The sequence below is a fragment of the Streptomyces sp. NBC_00457 genome (genome assembly GCF_036014015.1).
In the GTDB taxonomy this organism is placed as follows: Bacteria; Actinomycetota; Actinomycetes; order Streptomycetales; family Streptomycetaceae; genus Streptomyces.
In genome coordinates, this window is record NZ_CP107905.1 from 3,052,058 (window position 1) to 3,066,225 (window position 14,168).

14 protein-coding genes are annotated in these 14,168 nt (G+C 69.7%); 3 read left to right on the forward strand and 11 right to left on the reverse strand.

Annotated features, from left to right (window positions below):
• Positions 1 to 363: 363 nt before the first annotated feature.
• On the reverse strand, positions 364 to 1,695 hold the full coding sequence (locus tag OG828_RS13895; RefSeq protein ID WP_328501305.1) for a class I SAM-dependent RNA methyltransferase: 1,332 nt from the start codon (positions 1,693 to 1,695) through the stop codon (positions 364 to 366).
• Between the two features lie 103 nt (positions 1,696 to 1,798).
• Entirely contained in the window at positions 1,799 to 3,856 is a 2,058-nt protein-coding gene (locus tag OG828_RS13900; protein WP_328438120.1) for an APC family permease, read from the reverse strand.
• A 407-nt stretch (positions 3,857 to 4,263) separates the two neighbouring features.
• Between OG828_RS13900 and OG828_RS13905 the strand changes: the two genes are divergently transcribed.
• Positions 4,264 to 4,935 (forward strand): potassium channel family protein, encoded by a 672-nt coding sequence (locus tag OG828_RS13905; protein WP_328355170.1) that lies wholly within the window; start codon positions 4,264 to 4,266, stop codon positions 4,933 to 4,935.
• Positions 4,935 to 5,612 (forward strand): potassium channel family protein, encoded by a 678-nt coding sequence (locus OG828_RS13910; protein ID WP_301984885.1) that lies wholly within the window; start codon positions 4,935 to 4,937, stop codon positions 5,610 to 5,612. The genes OG828_RS13905 and OG828_RS13910 overlap by 1 nt, the downstream gene beginning before the upstream one ends.
• 74 nt (positions 5,613 to 5,686) lie before the next feature.
• Here OG828_RS13910 and OG828_RS13915 read toward each other — a convergent pair whose 3' ends face one another.
• The 7 genes from OG828_RS13915 to OG828_RS13945 form a co-directional block, all read right to left on the reverse strand.
• Positions 5,687 to 6,460 carry a DUF3159 domain-containing protein gene (locus tag OG828_RS13915; protein WP_328355178.1) on the reverse strand — a complete coding sequence of 258 codons (774 nt, stop codon included), beginning with the start codon at positions 6,458 to 6,460 and terminating at the stop codon, positions 5,687 to 5,689.
• A gap of 3 nt (positions 6,461 to 6,463) precedes the next feature.
• On the reverse strand, positions 6,464 to 6,862 hold the full coding sequence (locus OG828_RS13920; protein WP_328355181.1) for an OB-fold nucleic acid binding domain-containing protein: 399 nt from the start codon (positions 6,860 to 6,862) through the stop codon (positions 6,464 to 6,466).
• Positions 6,863 to 6,907: 45 nt separating this feature from the next.
• Positions 6,908 to 7,591: a response regulator gene (locus tag OG828_RS13925; protein ID WP_328355184.1), complete on the reverse strand. Its 684-nt coding sequence runs from the start codon at positions 7,589 to 7,591 to the stop codon at positions 6,908 to 6,910.
• Complete coding sequence (locus tag OG828_RS13930; protein ID WP_328501306.1) at positions 7,588 to 10,155, reverse strand: sensor histidine kinase KdpD; 2,568 nt, start codon at positions 10,153 to 10,155, stop codon at positions 7,588 to 7,590. The genes OG828_RS13925 and OG828_RS13930 overlap by 4 nt, the downstream gene beginning before the upstream one ends.
• 174 nt (positions 10,156 to 10,329) lie before the next feature.
• The gene (locus OG828_RS13935) at positions 10,330 to 11,091 is read right to left on the reverse strand and encodes a DUF3710 domain-containing protein (protein WP_328355190.1); all 762 of its coding nucleotides are present in this window, start codon (positions 11,089 to 11,091) and stop codon (positions 10,330 to 10,332) included.
• 1 nt (position 11,092) lies between these two features.
• On the reverse strand, positions 11,093 to 11,644 hold the full coding sequence (dut, locus tag OG828_RS13940) for a dUTP diphosphatase (protein WP_328355193.1): 552 nt from the start codon (positions 11,642 to 11,644) through the stop codon (positions 11,093 to 11,095).
• Positions 11,641 to 12,225 (reverse strand): PaaI family thioesterase, encoded by a 585-nt coding sequence (locus OG828_RS13945; protein WP_328355196.1) that lies wholly within the window; start codon positions 12,223 to 12,225, stop codon positions 11,641 to 11,643. Before OG828_RS13945 ends, dut begins: the two co-directional genes overlap by 4 nt.
• Before the next feature lie 58 nt (positions 12,226 to 12,283).
• Between OG828_RS13945 and OG828_RS13950 the strand changes: the two genes are divergently transcribed.
• Positions 12,284 to 12,748, forward strand: coding sequence for a DUF3093 domain-containing protein (locus OG828_RS13950; RefSeq protein WP_210576915.1), 465 nt, complete (start codon positions 12,284 to 12,286; stop codon positions 12,746 to 12,748).
• A gap of 33 nt (positions 12,749 to 12,781) precedes the next feature.
• Here the strand turns inward: OG828_RS13950 and OG828_RS13955 are convergent, their stop codons facing one another.
• Complete coding sequence (locus OG828_RS13955; RefSeq protein ID WP_328355201.1) at positions 12,782 to 13,693, reverse strand: hypothetical protein; 912 nt, start codon at positions 13,691 to 13,693, stop codon at positions 12,782 to 12,784.
• A 13-nt stretch (positions 13,694 to 13,706) separates the two neighbouring features.
• Positions 13,707 to 14,003, reverse strand: a complete 297-nt coding sequence (locus OG828_RS13960) for a DUF4193 domain-containing protein (RefSeq protein ID WP_005481602.1) — start codon at positions 14,001 to 14,003, stop codon at positions 13,707 to 13,709.
• Between the last annotated feature and the right edge of the window lie 165 nt (positions 14,004 to 14,168).

Below are 14,168 nucleotides of genomic sequence, written 5' to 3' on the forward strand. Positions count from 1 at the left end.
CATCAACGGGCATGACCGTGAAGCAACCGAAAGACTGTCTTCACAGGTCAGCGAGGAGCAGCTACCCATCGCGACAGGTCACGGTGTGGAAGATCGCGTAATTGCTCGACCGCTCACACACGGGACCGCCTGGTCTCTTCCGGAACATCTGACCAGCAGGACTCAGTAGGTCCGCGACCTGCGTCGCCTGCCTTCGGCGGTCCATCGATGCTCGCCACCTTGGCAGGGTTCTGACCTGCCCGACAAGGCGCCTGACACCCCATCAGAACGAGCGTCAAATGAGCGTTACGAGCGTCATTTCAGCGTCAAGATATCGCCCGTAACGCCCACACCGCACATAATGCGCACACACAAAACCGCAGGTCAGGATCCCTTCGCGACCGGTTCAAGGATCGCCACGCACTCCACATGATGAGTCATCGGAAACAGATCGAACGCCCGCAGCATCCGCACCCGATACCCCCCATCCCGGAAATACCCCAAGTCCCGCGCCAGCGCCGCCGGATCGCACGCCACGTACGCGATACGACGGGCGCCGAGTGAGGACAGATGCTCGACCGTTTTCCGGCCCGCTCCCGCCCGCGGCGGGTCGAGGACGATCAGGTCGACCTCGGTGATACCGGTGCGCGGGAGGACCGACTCGACCTTGCCCTGCTCGATGCGGACGCGGGGGAAGTCGGCGACGCTGTGCCGGGCGTCTTCGACGGCGCGCTTGCCGGATTCGATGCCGAGCACCGCGCCCTTCTCGCCGAGCCGGTCGGCCAGGGCGCCGGCGAAGAGGCCGACGCCGCAGTAGAGGTCGAGCGCCATGTCGCCCTTGCGTGGGAGCAGCCCTTGCATGACCGCTGTCACGAGCGTGTCCGCGGCCTTCGGGTGGACCTGCCAGAAGCCGCCGTTGCCGACGCGGTGGGTGCGGCCGTCGGCGCGTTCGCGGACGAAGGCGCGGCCGTGGACGCGGTGAACGCCGCCGTCCTTCTCCTCCACCCGCAGCACGGACACCGGCTTGTCCAGCTCGACGAGCGGCAGCCGCGCGCCCGGCCTCGGCGTCAGGATCACCTGGCGGTCCTGCGACCCCGTCGCCGCGATCGCCTCGACGGACTCCATGCCCGTCCAGTCACGCTTCTCGATGCCCAGCTCGCTGACGCCCTCGGCCGCGATCATGCAGTGGTCGATCGGCTCCACCTCGTGCGAGCGGTGCCGGCGCAGACCCGCCCGTCCCGTCTCGGCGTCCACGGCGTACTGCACCCGCGTCCGCCACGCCGGGACCTGACCGGCGGGCAGCTTGTCGCCCTCGGCCGGCATGACCGTGCCGTCCCAGCCGGCCTCCTCGGGCGTCAGCCCCGCCAGCCGCTGCAACTGCTCGGCGATGACCTCGCCCTTCATCCGCCGCTGGGCGCCGGGCTTGGCGTGCTGCCAGTCGCAGCCGCCGCAGCGCCCCGGACCGGCGTAGGGACAGGGCGCCTCGACCCGGTCCTTGGAGGCGGACAGCACCTCCACCGCGTCCGCGCGCAGGAAACGGGAGCCTTCCTCGCCCTCGGTCACCCGCGCCACGACCCGCTCACCGGGCAGCGTGTGCCGGACGAACAGCACCTGCCCCGACTCCGTACGGGCGATGCAGTGCCCGCCGTGCGCGACGGGCCCGATCTCGACCTCGTACTCCTCCCCGACCAGCGACTTCTTCGGTTCTGCCTGCATGGCGGGGTGACTCCACAACGTCATAGGAAAAGGGAAAGGGAAAACGGGCGGTCAAGGGGAACCGCGGGACAACAGCCCACCAGTCTACGTGCTCAGCCGCACGTCACTCCTTCCCGCTCGGCTCCTTCGCACTCGGCTCCTTCGGCCGCTGCTCCGCCGGACCGCGCCGCACCGACCCCGGCGCGTTCCACTCCTTCCGCGCCCGCTTCTTCGCGAGCTCGGACGACTCCAGCTGGTAGGGCACCGAGGTCACCATGACACCCGGCGTGAACAGCAGCCGGCCCTTCAGCCGCAGCGCGCTCTGGTTGTGCAGCAGATGCTCGTACCAGTGGCCGACGACGTACTCCGGGATGATCACCGACACGGCGTCGCGCGGCGACTCCCGGCGCACGTTCTTGACGTACTCGATGATCGGCCGGGTGATTTCCCGGTACGGCGAGTCCAGCACCTTCAGCGGTACGTCGATCCCGCGCCGTTCCCACTCCGCGCGCAGCGCCTTGGTCTCGGCCGGGTCGACGTTGACGCTGAGCGCCTCGAGGGTGTCGGAGCGCATCAGCTTGGCGTAGGCCAGGGCGCGCAGGGTGGGGCGGTGGATCTTGGAGATCAGGACGACGGAGTGCACGCGGGACGGTCGTACGCTGTCGTCGCTCGGGCCCTCGGGGGCGGCGAGTTCCTCGGAGACGTGGTCGTAGTGGCGGCGGATGGCCGACATCGTGACGTAGAAGATCACCATGCCGAGCAGCGCGACCCAGGCGCCGTGGGTGAACTTGGTGACCAGGACGACGACCAGCACCAGGCCGGTGAAGAAGGCGCCGAAGGTGTTGATCGCGCGGGAGCGGATCATGTGACGGCGCTTGGCGGGGTCCTTCTCGGTGGCCAGGTGGCGGTTCCAGTGGCGGACCATGCCGGTCTGGCTGAGCGTGAAGGAGACGAACACGCCGACGATGTAGAGCTGGATCAGCCGGGTGGAGTCGGCGCCGTACATCCACACCAGCAGCACGGCCGCGCCGGCCAGCAGCACGATGCCGTTGGAGAAGGCGAGCCGGTCGCCGCGGGTGTGCAGCTGGCGGGGCAGATAGCGGTCCTGGGCGAGGATCGAGCCGAGCACCGGGAAGCCGTTGTACGCGGTGTTGGCCGCGAGGAACAGCACCAGCGCGGTGGCCGTCGCGAGGATCACGAACAGGAAGCTTCCCTTGCCGAAGACGGCCTCGGCGACCTGGGTGATGACCGGGTTCTGGACGTAGTCGGAGCCGAGCGCGACACCGTTGCTGAGCAGGTCGACGGCCGGGTTCTCGGCCATGCGGACCTTGGTCGCCATGGCCAGCCCGATGATCCCGCAGAACATGGTGACCGCGAGCAGACCCATCATCGCCAGCGTGGTCGCCGCGTTCTTGGACTTGGGCTTGCGGAAGGCCGGGACACCGTTGGAGATCGCCTCGACACCGGTGAGCGCGGCACAGCCGGAGGAGAAGGCGCGCAGGAGCAGGAAGACCAGCGCGAAACCCGCCAGGCCCTGGTGCTCCGCCTTGATCTCGTACGACGCCGTCGGCGCCCGCATGGGGTCGTCCAGCACCAGCCCGCGGAACGCGCCCCACGCGATCATGATGAACACGCCCGCGACGAAGACGTACGTCGGAATCGCGAAGAGCTTGCCGGACTCCTTCACTCCGCGCAGGTTCATCAGTGTCAGCAGCACGATCACGGCGATCGCGCAGACCACCTTGTGCTCGACCACGAAGGGGATCGCGGAGCCGAGGTTCTCGATGCCGGACGAGATCGACACGGCGACGGTGAGGACGTAGTCGACGAGCAGCGCGCTCGCGACGGTCAGGCCCGCTTTGTTGCCGAGGTTGGTGTTGGCCACCTCGTAGTCGCCGCCGCCGCTGGGGTAGGCGTGCACGTTCTGCCGGTAGGAGGCGACCACCGTGAACATCAGCACGACGACCGCGACCGCGATCCAGGGGCTGAAGTGGTAGGCCGACACGCCCGCGATCGACAGGACCAGCAGCACCTCTCCGGGCGCGTACGCCACGGAGGACAGCGGGTCGGAGGCGAAGACGGGTAGGGCGATGCGCTTCGGCAGGAGTGTTTCCCCCAGCCGATCACTGCGCAGTGCGCGCCCGATCAGAATCCGTTTGGGCACGTCGGTCAGTTTGGACACAACAGAGGATCGTAGGCGTTCGAACGGGGGGCCGCCCACCTGCCACCCCACATCTGCTCACCGGGTGAAAACGGGGACCGGTGCGGGCTCGGTTTCCGCGGGCCGTCTGGCACCTATGCCTATATGACAAAACCCGACTGATTCCCGACCGATTCCTGTCCGTCTCCCGGCCGTTGCCGACCTCTGGAGGATCCATGCACAGCACCGCCCAGCTGATCGGCGCCGCGGCCGCCCTCGTCGGCCTCGGCATCCTGACCCTGGTCAGCGTCCGCAGCATCAGCCGCCGCTGACCCGCGGCGGCCCGTGCACGGGGGTCCCCTCCGCCGACCGCGCGTGTGTAGCTTGGGCGGCGGTCTGAGACCCTGTTCAGACCAAGTCAACGACTCTTTGACAGCGGAAGGACGGTCGTGCACATCGTCATCATGGGCTGCGGCAGAGTGGGTTCCGCTCTCGCCCAGACCTTGGAGCAACAGGGGCACACGGTCGCCGTGATCGACCAGGACCCCACCGCCTTCCGACGGCTCGGCTCCTCGTTCGGTGGCCGCCGGGTCACCGGCGTCGGCTTCGACCAGGACACCCTGCGCGAGGCCGGCATCGAGGAGGCCGGCGCCTTCGCCGCCGTCTCCAGCGGCGACAACTCGAACATCATCGCCGCCCGCGTCGCGCGCGAGATGTTCGGCATCGAGAACGTCGCGGCCCGTATCTACGACCCCCGCCGCGCCGAGGTCTACCAGCGCCTCGGTATCCCGACCGTAGCGACCGTCCGCTGGACCGCCGACCAGATGCTGCGCCGTCTGCTCCCCTCGGGTGCCGAGCCGCTGTGGCGCGACCCCACCGGCGGTGTCCAGCTGGCCGAGGTGCACGCCTCGACCGCCTGGGTCGGTCACAAGATCAGCAGGCTGCAGGAGGAGACGGGCGTCCGCGTGGCGTTCCTGACCCGCCTCGGTGAGGCGATGCTGCCCTCCTCGCAGACGGTGCTGCAGGAGGGCGACCTGGTGCACGTGATGATGCGTGCCGACGAGGTCGACAAGGTCGAGGCGGCGTTCGCCAAGGGTCCCGAAGAGGAGGGCGGTCACTGATGAGGGTCGCCATTGCCGGTGCCGGTGCGGTGGGCCGCTCGATCGCGGGCGAACTGCTGGAGAACGGCCACGAGGTCCTGCTCATCGACAAGGCGCCGACCGCGATCTCGGTCGAGCGCGTCCCGCAGGCGGAGTGGCTGCTCGCCGACGCCTGCGAGATCACGTCCCTGGACGAGGCCGCGCTCCAGCGCTGCAACGTCGTGATCGCCGCGACCGGCGACGACAAGGTGAACCTGGTCGTCTCCCTGCTGGCGAAGACGGAGTACGGCGTCCCGCGCGTCGTCGCCCGGGTGAACAACCCGAAGAACGAGTGGCTCTTCAACGAGTCCTGGGGCGTCGACGTCGCCGTCTCCACCCCCCGCCTCATGTCCGCCCTCGTCGAGGAGGCGGTCAGCGTCGGCGACCTGGTCCGGCTGCTGCGCTTCAGCCACGGCGACGCCAACCTCGTCGAGCTGACCCTGCCGGAGGAGTCGGCTCTGGCCGGCACCCAGGTCGGCGACGTCGAGTGGCCGCAGGACACGTCCCTGGTCACCATCATCCGCGGCAACCGCGTCCTCACCCCGTCCCAGGAGGACTCCCTGGAAGCCGGCGACGAACTGCTGTTCGTGGCAGCCCAGGCCCGCGAGGAACAGCTGGAGGATCTGCTGTCGGTGCGCCGCGAGGACACGGTGAGCTGAGCCGTTCCAGGGTTACGAGAACGGAGGGCGCCCCGCGATTCGCGGGGCGCCCTCCGTCGTCGTAGAACCGCTTGCTAGGCGTCCCGGCGGTGCCGGCCCGCCGTGGCCTCGTCGTGCTCCTGCGTGAGGGCTTCCTTGCGTTCCTTTTCGGCCTGCTCCTCCGCCTCCATCTCGGCGAAGACGTCGATCGGTGCCGGGGCCTTCGCCAGGAACACCCAGGTCAGCCAGACGGCCAGCAGGAACGGCGGGATCTTCAGGGCGATCAGGACCCAGCCGAGCTGGGTGGTGTCGGCCCACCAGTACAGCGGGAAGAGGATCGCGCACTTGGCGAGCAGGATCAGGCCCCAGGCGTAACTGGCCTTGGCGTACGCCTTCTTGCGGCCCGGGTTGCGGGTGCGCCAGGAGAGATTCTCCTTGAAGACCGGGCCGAGGATCAGACCGAGCAGCGGGACGCCGGCCAGGGTCGTGATGATGTACGCGAGCGCCAGGCCCAGCGTGTAGAGCATGCCGGGCAGGTAGAAGTCCTTGGCGTTGCCCGTCATCATCGCGAACACGACACCGAACGCGACGCCGAAGACTCCGCTGAAGGCGTGCTTGACGGTGTCCCTCATCGCCAGACGGACCACGACCAGCAGCACGGACACACCGAGGGCGGCGATCGCCGACAGGTGCAGGTCCTTGTTGATCGTGTAGATGGTGACGAAGAGAAGACCGGGCAACACCGTCTCGATCATGCCCCGCAGGCCGCCGAACGCCTCGAACAGCGCTGCCTCGGTCACCGCCCGGGCGTCGTGCCCGGCGGCTGCGGTGTCTTCGGTGTCTGTGGTCGGCTTGTCGAGCGACGTCACCGGCTACTCCCGTCCAAGGGGTCTCAGTTCGTATTTCGGGTTGAACAGCACACGGCGTCCGCGGCTCATCGAGATCCGGCCCGACGCGATCATCTTGCGTCCTGGCTCTATCCCCACGATGGAGCGCCGCCCGAGCCACACCACGTCCAGCGCGGCGGAGCCGTCGAACAACTCGGCCTCCAGGGCCGGAACTCCGGCACGCGGCCGCAGGGTGACCGTGCGCAAGGTACCAGTAACGGTCACTATCTGACGGTCGTGGCAGTCACCGATGCGGATACAGCCTGCGGTGTCGGCGTCCTCGCGCAGCTCCTCCGACTCCAGATCCTCCTGCGACGAGGAGAGCCGGTCGAGCATGCGCCGGAACCGGCCCACCGGCTTTTCGGAACGAGGAACACCACTCATATCTGAAGCGTACCGGGGCCCGCCGACAGCTACGTACCCCCGGTGCTAGCGCTCGAACCGGTACCCCATCCCGGGTTCCGTAATGAAGTGTTTCGGGTGCGACGGGTCGGCCTCCAGCTTCCTCCTGAGCTGGGCCATGTACACCCGCAGGTAGTTCGTCTCCGTCCCGTACGACGGCCCCCACACCTCTTGCAGCAGCTGCTTCTGGCTGACCAGACGGCCGCTGTTGCGGACGAGGACCTCCAGGAGGTGCCACTCCGTGGGGGTCAGCCGTACGTCCTTGCCGGCGCGGTGGACCTTCTTGGCGGCCAGGTCGACGGTGAACTCGTCGGTCTCCACCGTCACGTCATCCTCGCCGCCCCCGGTGGGCTCGGCGCGGCGGACGGCGGCCCGCAGCCGGGCCAGCAGCTCGTCCATGCCGAAGGGCTTGGTGACGTAGTCGTCGGCACCCGCGTCCAGCGCCTCGACCTTCTCGTCGGAGGTGTGCCGGGCGGAGAGCACGATGATCGGCACCCGGGTCCAGCCGCGCAGCCCCTTGATCACGTCGACGCCGTCGAGGTCGGGCAGGCCCAGGTCGAGCACCACGACGTCGGGGTGGCGGGCGGCGGCGAGCTGGAGGGCGGTGGCACCGTCGTGGGCCGCGTCGACCTCGTACTTGCGGGCCTTGAGGTTGATCACCAGGGCGCGCACGATCTGCGGTTCGTCGTCGATCACGAGCACCCGGGTCATAGGGGCTGCCTTTCCGGTCGAGCGGGGTAAAGAGGTTCCTGCGCGTGCGGTTCTGCCGCGTCCGGCGGGCGGGAGCCGGTCCCGTGGAGGGAGAGGACCATGGTGAGGCCGCCGCCGGGGGTGTCCTCGGCGTGCAGGGTGCCGTCCATCGCCTCGGCGAAACCGCGGGCGACGGCGAGACCCAGGCCGACTCCGGCGCCGCGCGGGGCGTCGCCGTAGCGCTGGAAAGGCTCGAAGATGCGCTCCTTGGCCTCGTCGGGGACGCCGGGTCCGCGGTCGACCACCCGCACCTCGACCCGGTCCGCGATGGCACTGGCGGACACCAGGACGGGCTTGCCGTCCGGGCTGTACTTGACGGCGTTCTCGACCAGGTTGGCCACCGCGCGCTCCAGCAGCCCGGCGTCGACGGACACCATGGGCAGCGTCTCGGGGATGTCGAGTACCACGCTGTCCTCGGGCACCCCGCCCAGCGCCATCGGCACCACCTCGTCCAGGTCGATCTCCCGGATGATCGGGGTGACCGTGCCGGTCTGCAGCCGGGACATGTCCAGCAGGTTGCCCACCAGGTGGTCGAGGCGGTCGGCGCCGTCCTCGATGCCCTCCAGCAGCTCCGCCTGGTCCTCCTCCGACCACGCCACGTCGTCGGAGCGCAGACTGGTCACCGCCGCCTTGATCCCGGCCAGCGGGGTGCGCAGGTCATGGCTGACGGCGGCCAGCAGCGCGGTACGGATCCGGTTGCCCTCCGCCAGCGCCCGCGCCCGGTCGGCCTCCGCCCGCAGCCGCCGCCGGTCCAGCACCACCGCCGCCTGCGCGGCGAACGCGGCCAGCACCCGCCGGTCCTCCGCCGGCAGCACCCGCCCGGTCAGCGCCAGCGCCATGTGATCGCCCACCGGCACGTCCACGTCCGCGTCCTCAGGGCTCGCGCACGGCCGCGGCCCCACACTCCCGGCGCAGGTCCACGGGTCCACGTCGCTCTGCCGCTCCAGCAGCGCCGCCGACTCCATCCCGAACGTCTCCCGCACCCGCTCCAGCAGCTCCTCCAGCCCGGTCTCACCGCGCAGCACATTGCCCGCCAGGAACGACAGGATCTCCGACTCGGCCCGCAGCCGCGCCGCCTGCTGGGTACGCCGGGCCGCCAGATCCACCACCGACGCCACCGACACCGCCACCCCGACGAAGATCACGAGGGCGACGATGTTCTTCGGGTCCGCGATGGCCAGCCGGTGCAGGGGCCGGGTGAAGAAGAAGTTCAGCAGCAGCGATCCGAAGGCCGCCGAGGCCAGCGCCGGGAAGAGCCCGCCGAGCAGCGCCGCCGCCACGACCACCGTCAGGAACAGCAGCATGGTGTTGGCCAGGCCGAGATCGACGGTGTTCAGCAGCACCGTCAGGAGCGCCGGACCGGCCAGTCCGACCAGCCAGCCCCAGAGGATCCTGGCCCGCCCGAGGCGCGCCCCGCGGGCGACGGGCAGTCCTCGTCCCTTGCCCGCCTCGTCGTGGGTGATCAGGTGGACGTCGAGATCGGGCCCGGAGTCCCGGGCGACCGTCGCCCCCACGCCCGGCCCGAAGACGTACTGCCAGCTCTTGCGCCGGGATACACCGAGCACGATCTGCGTGGCGTTCACTCCGCGCGCGAAGTCCAGCAGGGCGGCAGGAATGTCATCCCCGACCACGTGATGAAACGTGCCGCCCAGGTCCTCGACGAGCGTGCGCTGGACCGCCAGCTCTTTCGGAGAGGCGGACGTGAGCCCGTCGCTGCGGGCGATGTACACCGCCAGCACCTCACCGCCGGCCCCCTTCTCCGCCAGCCGCGCCGCCCGCCGGATCAGCGTCCGCCCCTCCGGACCCCCCGTCAGCCCCACCACGATCCGCTCCCGCGAACCCCAGATCGCCGACACCCGATGCTCACTGCGGTACTGCTGCAGATACTCATCGACCCGGTCCGCCACCCACAACAGCGCCAGCTCCCGCAACGCCGTCAGATTCCCCGGCCGGAAGTAGTTCGACAGCGCCGCATCCACCTTGTCCGGCCGGTAGATGTTGCCGTGCGCCATCCGCCGCCGCAGCGCCTGCGGCGACATGTCCACCAGCTCTATCTGATCCGCGCGGCGCACCACCTCGTCCGGCACCGTCTCCCGCTGCCGTACGCCCGTGATCGACTCGACGACATCGCCGAGGGACTCCAGATGCTGGATGTTCACCGTCGAGACCACATCGATCCCGGCCGCCAGCAACTCCTCCACGTCCTGCCACCGCTTGGCATTCCGCGACCCGGGAATGTTCGTGTGCGCCAGCTCGTCGACCAGCGCCACCTTCGGCCGGCGCGCGAGGACCGCGTCGACGTCCATCTCCGTGAAGACACCGCCGCGGTACTCCAGCTCCCGGCGCGTGATCTGCTCCAGACCGTGCAGCATCACCTCGGTCCGCGGCCGCCCGTGATGCTCCACGAACGCCACCACACAGTCCGTGCCGCGCTCCACCCGCCGGTGCGCTTCGGACAGCATGGCGTACGTCTTGCCCACGCCCGGTGCCGCACCGAGGTAGATCCGAAGCTTGCCGCGTCCCATGGCCCTATTGTCTTCCCGTTCACTGCTGCGTACGCAGCGTCGACCTTACGGCCAACGATGTGGACAAACGGGACGGGGTGGGCGCCAGGGGACGTCTTTGACGCAACCCTGACGGTTCCGCGCACGAAAAAGAGCCGCACCCCGAACCCGGGGTGCGGCCCTTCTCGTGTCTGACTAGCGGACCTCGGTGATCTCCGGCCCGCGCTGCAACTGCCCCATGCCACCGGAGAAGCGCGAACCCGCCTCCTCCTGCTGGATGCTCTCGGGGACCATCTGCGCGTCGTTCGGCAGCTTCAGGACGATCGGGTCGCGGGGCGCCATCGGGCCCTCGCCGCGGACCACGACCGTGTCCCGGAAGATCTGCTCGAGCAGCCCCGCGGCCTGCGGCTGCACCGCACCCTGCCCGGAGATCACCCCGCGCAGGAACCAGCGGGGCCCGTCCACACCGACGAACCGCACGACCTGGAAGCCGCCCGTGCCGTCCGGCAGTTGCACCGGCACCTGGGCGCGCAGCTCCCAGCCCAGCGGACCCTCGACCTCGTCGACGATGCCACCCTGCTGAGTGATGCCGCCGGCGATCTCCTCACGTACTTCGCCCCAGATGCCCTCGCGCTTGGGAGCGGCGAAGGCCTGCAACTGGACGGCGCTGTCGCGCAGCACGACGGTCGCCGCGACGATCGCGTCGCCCGCGACCTCGACCCGCAGCTCCATGCCGTCGACACCCGGCACGAAGATGCCGCCCAGGTCGACCCGGCCCTCGGCCGGGTCGCTCACCTCGGAGCTGTCCCAGGGCCCGTCGGGCCGCGGCTCCGGCTCGAGCCGCACGCGCCCGCTCTCTACCTCAACGTCCGCCTCAGTGTCGACACTGTCGACGACCTGCTCGGCCTCGCCGGCCGCGTCGTCGGCGGCACCCTTCTTCTTGCGACGTCCGAACACGTCACTGTCCTTCCCGGTCGGATACGACCGAAGCGTATCGATTCCCACCCGTCGCGCCGCCCACGGCGGTCTGACCGCTTGTGCTGCTCGTTCCGGTCACCGCGGCATGGCCGCCGGTGGATCCGAAGCCCCCTTCGGCCCGCGCCGACCCGGGAAGCTCCGCGACCTCCTGGAAGCGGACCCTCTCGACCTGCTGGACGACCAGTTGGGCAATCCGGTCGAAGCGCTCGAACCGCACGGCCTCGCGCGGGTCGAGATTCACCACGATCACCTTGATCTCTCCACGGTACCCGGCATCAACCGTCCCCGGGGCATTGACGAGGGCGACACCGCAGCGGGCGGCGAGACCGGAGCGCGGGTGCACGAAGGCCGCGTACCCCTCCGGGAGCGCGACAGACACCCCCGTGGGCAGCACGGCCCGCTCACCGGGCTCCAGTGCGCACGCCTCGGTGGTGCGCAGATCGGCTCCCGCGTCACCGGGGTGCGCGTACGACGGAAGCGGTACGTCCGGGTCGACGCGCCGGATCAGCACGTTCACGGGGTCACGGCTCACGGATTCACCTCGAAGGCGCGGGCGCGCCTGATCTGGTCCGGGTCGTCCATGGCGGCCCGGATCTCCTCCGGGCGGCCGTTGTCGACGAAGTGATCGACCTTCACCTCGATGAAGAGCGCGTCGGCGCGGACGGCCACGGGTCCGTCGGGACCGTCGATGCGTCCGACGGCCGTCGAGTAGATCTTCCGTCCGGCCACCGCCACGACCTCGGCGGTCAGATGCAGTGTGGTGCCCACCGCCACCGGCGCGACGAAGTCCGTCTCCAGGCGGCCGGTCACGGCGATCGTCCGCAGCAGCCAGTTCAGCGAGCCGAGGGCCTCGTCGAGGGCGGACGCCAGCACGCCGCCGTGGGCGAGCCCCGGGGCGCCCTGGTGTGCGGTCCGCACGGTGAACTCGGCGGTGAGGGAGACACCTTCGCCCGCCCGCGCCTCCAGATGCAGTCCGTGAGCCTGCTCGCCGCCGCAGCCGAAGCACTGGCCGTAGTGCGCGCCGAGCAGTTCACCGGGCGCGGGAGCGTCGGGATGACGCACCGGCTTCCTGGCGTCGGCGGGGGGCTTGAGAACTGCGGACGAACCACTCACAGCCGCAGACCTTACCCGCGCGCCGACCTGATACCGACACCGTGCCAAGCTTGGCCGTATGCAGCTCTCCGCCACCCCGTACGAAGAACGCCTGACCGCTCCCCGCTCCTGGTGGCTGATCAGCTTCCTGGTCGGGGTCTCCATGGCGCTGATCCTGCTGCCGTTCGGCACGCTGCCGATGCTCGGCGGCCTGGCCGGGGGCACCGCCGCCGCGGCCGTCGTCGCCAGTTCGTACGGCTCGCCGCGCATCCGCGTCGTCGGCGGCTCGCTGATCGCGGGCGAGGCGAAGATCCCGGTGACGGCCCTGGGCGAGGCGGAGATCCTCGACCCGGAGGAGGCGCGCGCCTGGCGCACGTACAAGGCGGACACGCGCGCGTTCCTGCTGCTGCGCGCCTACATCCCGACCGCGCTGAAGGTCGAGGTCACCGACCCGGACGACCCGACGCCGTATCTGTACCTGTCGACGCGGGAGCCCGAGCGGCTGGCGGAGGCGCTGGAGGCCGCGCGGGCGGCGGCCGCCTAGGCAAGGATTCTGCCCGCCGGGCAAAGTTTCGGTTCAGTTCCCGAGTTCCTTGGGGATCTCGCCGATGCGCAGCGGATCCGCGGGAGTCTCCAGCGGTGGCAGCTCCGTCAGCGTCTCCCACGGCACCTGTGCCTTGCGCAGGTCCTTGCGGATGTGTTCGGCGAGCTTGCGGGTGTCTCTGCGGTTCATGACCGCCCCGACCGCGGCCCCGACCATGAACGGCATCAGGTTCGGCAGGTTGCGGACCATGCGCTTCATGATCTGCTGGCGCAGCTGGCGCTTCATCTGACCGTTCATCGCCGCGCTGAACGTCGACGGCTTCGTCACGTCGACCCCGCGCTCTCCCGACCAGGAGTTGAGATACGCGGTGCTGCGCTGCTTGAGATTGCCGGGCGGGCGTACGCCGTAGACCTCGTGCAGCTCGGCGATCAGTTTCAGCTCGATGGCCGCGACGCCGGTGATCTCGGCGGCCAGTTCGGTCGGCATCGCGGGCGGTACCGGCAGCATGGCCGCCGCTCCGATGCCCGCGCCGACCGTGGACGTCGCGTTCGCCGCGCCCGTCACGAGCTTGTCCGCGAGTTGCTCGGGCCCGAGGCCCGGGAACTGCCGGCGCAGTGTCTCGAGGTCGCGTACGGGGATCCGCGGGGCGATCTCGATCAGCCGGTCGGCGAGGTACGCCAGGCCCGCCCGGGCCCGGCTGCCGCTCTTGCGGACGCCTTCCCTGGCCTTGTCCCGGAAGACCGCCGCACGTCGCCGTGCGACGGGTGCCGGAGCCTCCGTCGGGACCGGCACCGGGAGGTCGGCCCGGTCGGCCGGTTCGAGCGAGGCCGATCCGGAATCGGATGAGCCCCGCTCGTCGTCACGCGCGCCATGAGGACCGTCGAGCGGCCCTTCGTCCGCTCCCCGCGGGAAGCGGCGCTTCCAGGGAGGGGTCGAGCCAGTCACGGCCGACCCGTCCTCAGTCGCAGTCGCGGCAGATCGGCTGGCCGTTCTTCTCCCGGGCCAGCTGGCTGCGGTGGTGCACCAGGAAGCAGCTCATGCAAGTGAACTCGTCCTGCTGCTTGGGCAGCACCCGGACGGCCAGCTCCTCGTTCGAGAGGTCCGCGCCGGGCAGCTCAAGACCTTCGGCGGCCTCGAACTCGTCGACGTCCACTGCGGAGGTCGACTTGTCGTTCCTACGGGCCTTGAGCTCTTCAAGGCTGTCCGAGTCGACGTCGTCGTCGGTCTTGCGTGGGGTGTCGTAATCCGTTGCCATGTCGCTCTCCCCCTCTGGGTGTCTGTGGTGTCTCCAGCGCACGTAACGCGTGAGAGGCCGGACTTGTGCCCGACCCGAGGCGGAGATTTTGCCTCACATCAAGGTCTGTTACTCAATCGACACCCAACCGGACTCCTCACGAGTGATCGGCTTGGATGGCGATGC

Coding starts and splice junctions, on each gene's coding strand:
- OG828_RS13895 (WP_328501305.1), bottom strand. CDS start 1,695: ATGCAGGCAGAACCGAAGAAGTCGCTGGTCGGGGAGGAGTACGAGGTC.
- OG828_RS13910 (WP_301984885.1), top strand. CDS start 4,935: ATGAGGGTCGCCATTGCCGGTGCCGGTGCGGTGGGCCGCTCGATCGCG.
- OG828_RS13920 (WP_328355181.1), bottom strand. CDS start 6,862: ATGAGTGGTGTTCCTCGTTCCGAAAAGCCGGTGGGCCGGTTCCGGCGC.
- OG828_RS13925 (WP_328355184.1), bottom strand. CDS start 7,591: ATGACCCGGGTGCTCGTGATCGACGACGAACCGCAGATCGTGCGCGCC.
- OG828_RS13930 (WP_328501306.1), bottom strand. CDS start 10,155: ATGGGACGCGGCAAGCTTCGGATCTACCTCGGTGCGGCACCGGGCGTG.
- OG828_RS13950 (WP_210576915.1), top strand. CDS start 12,284: ATGCAGCTCTCCGCCACCCCGTACGAAGAACGCCTGACCGCTCCCCGC.
- OG828_RS13960 (WP_005481602.1), bottom strand. CDS start 14,003: ATGGCAACGGATTACGACACCCCACGCAAGACCGACGACGACGTCGAC.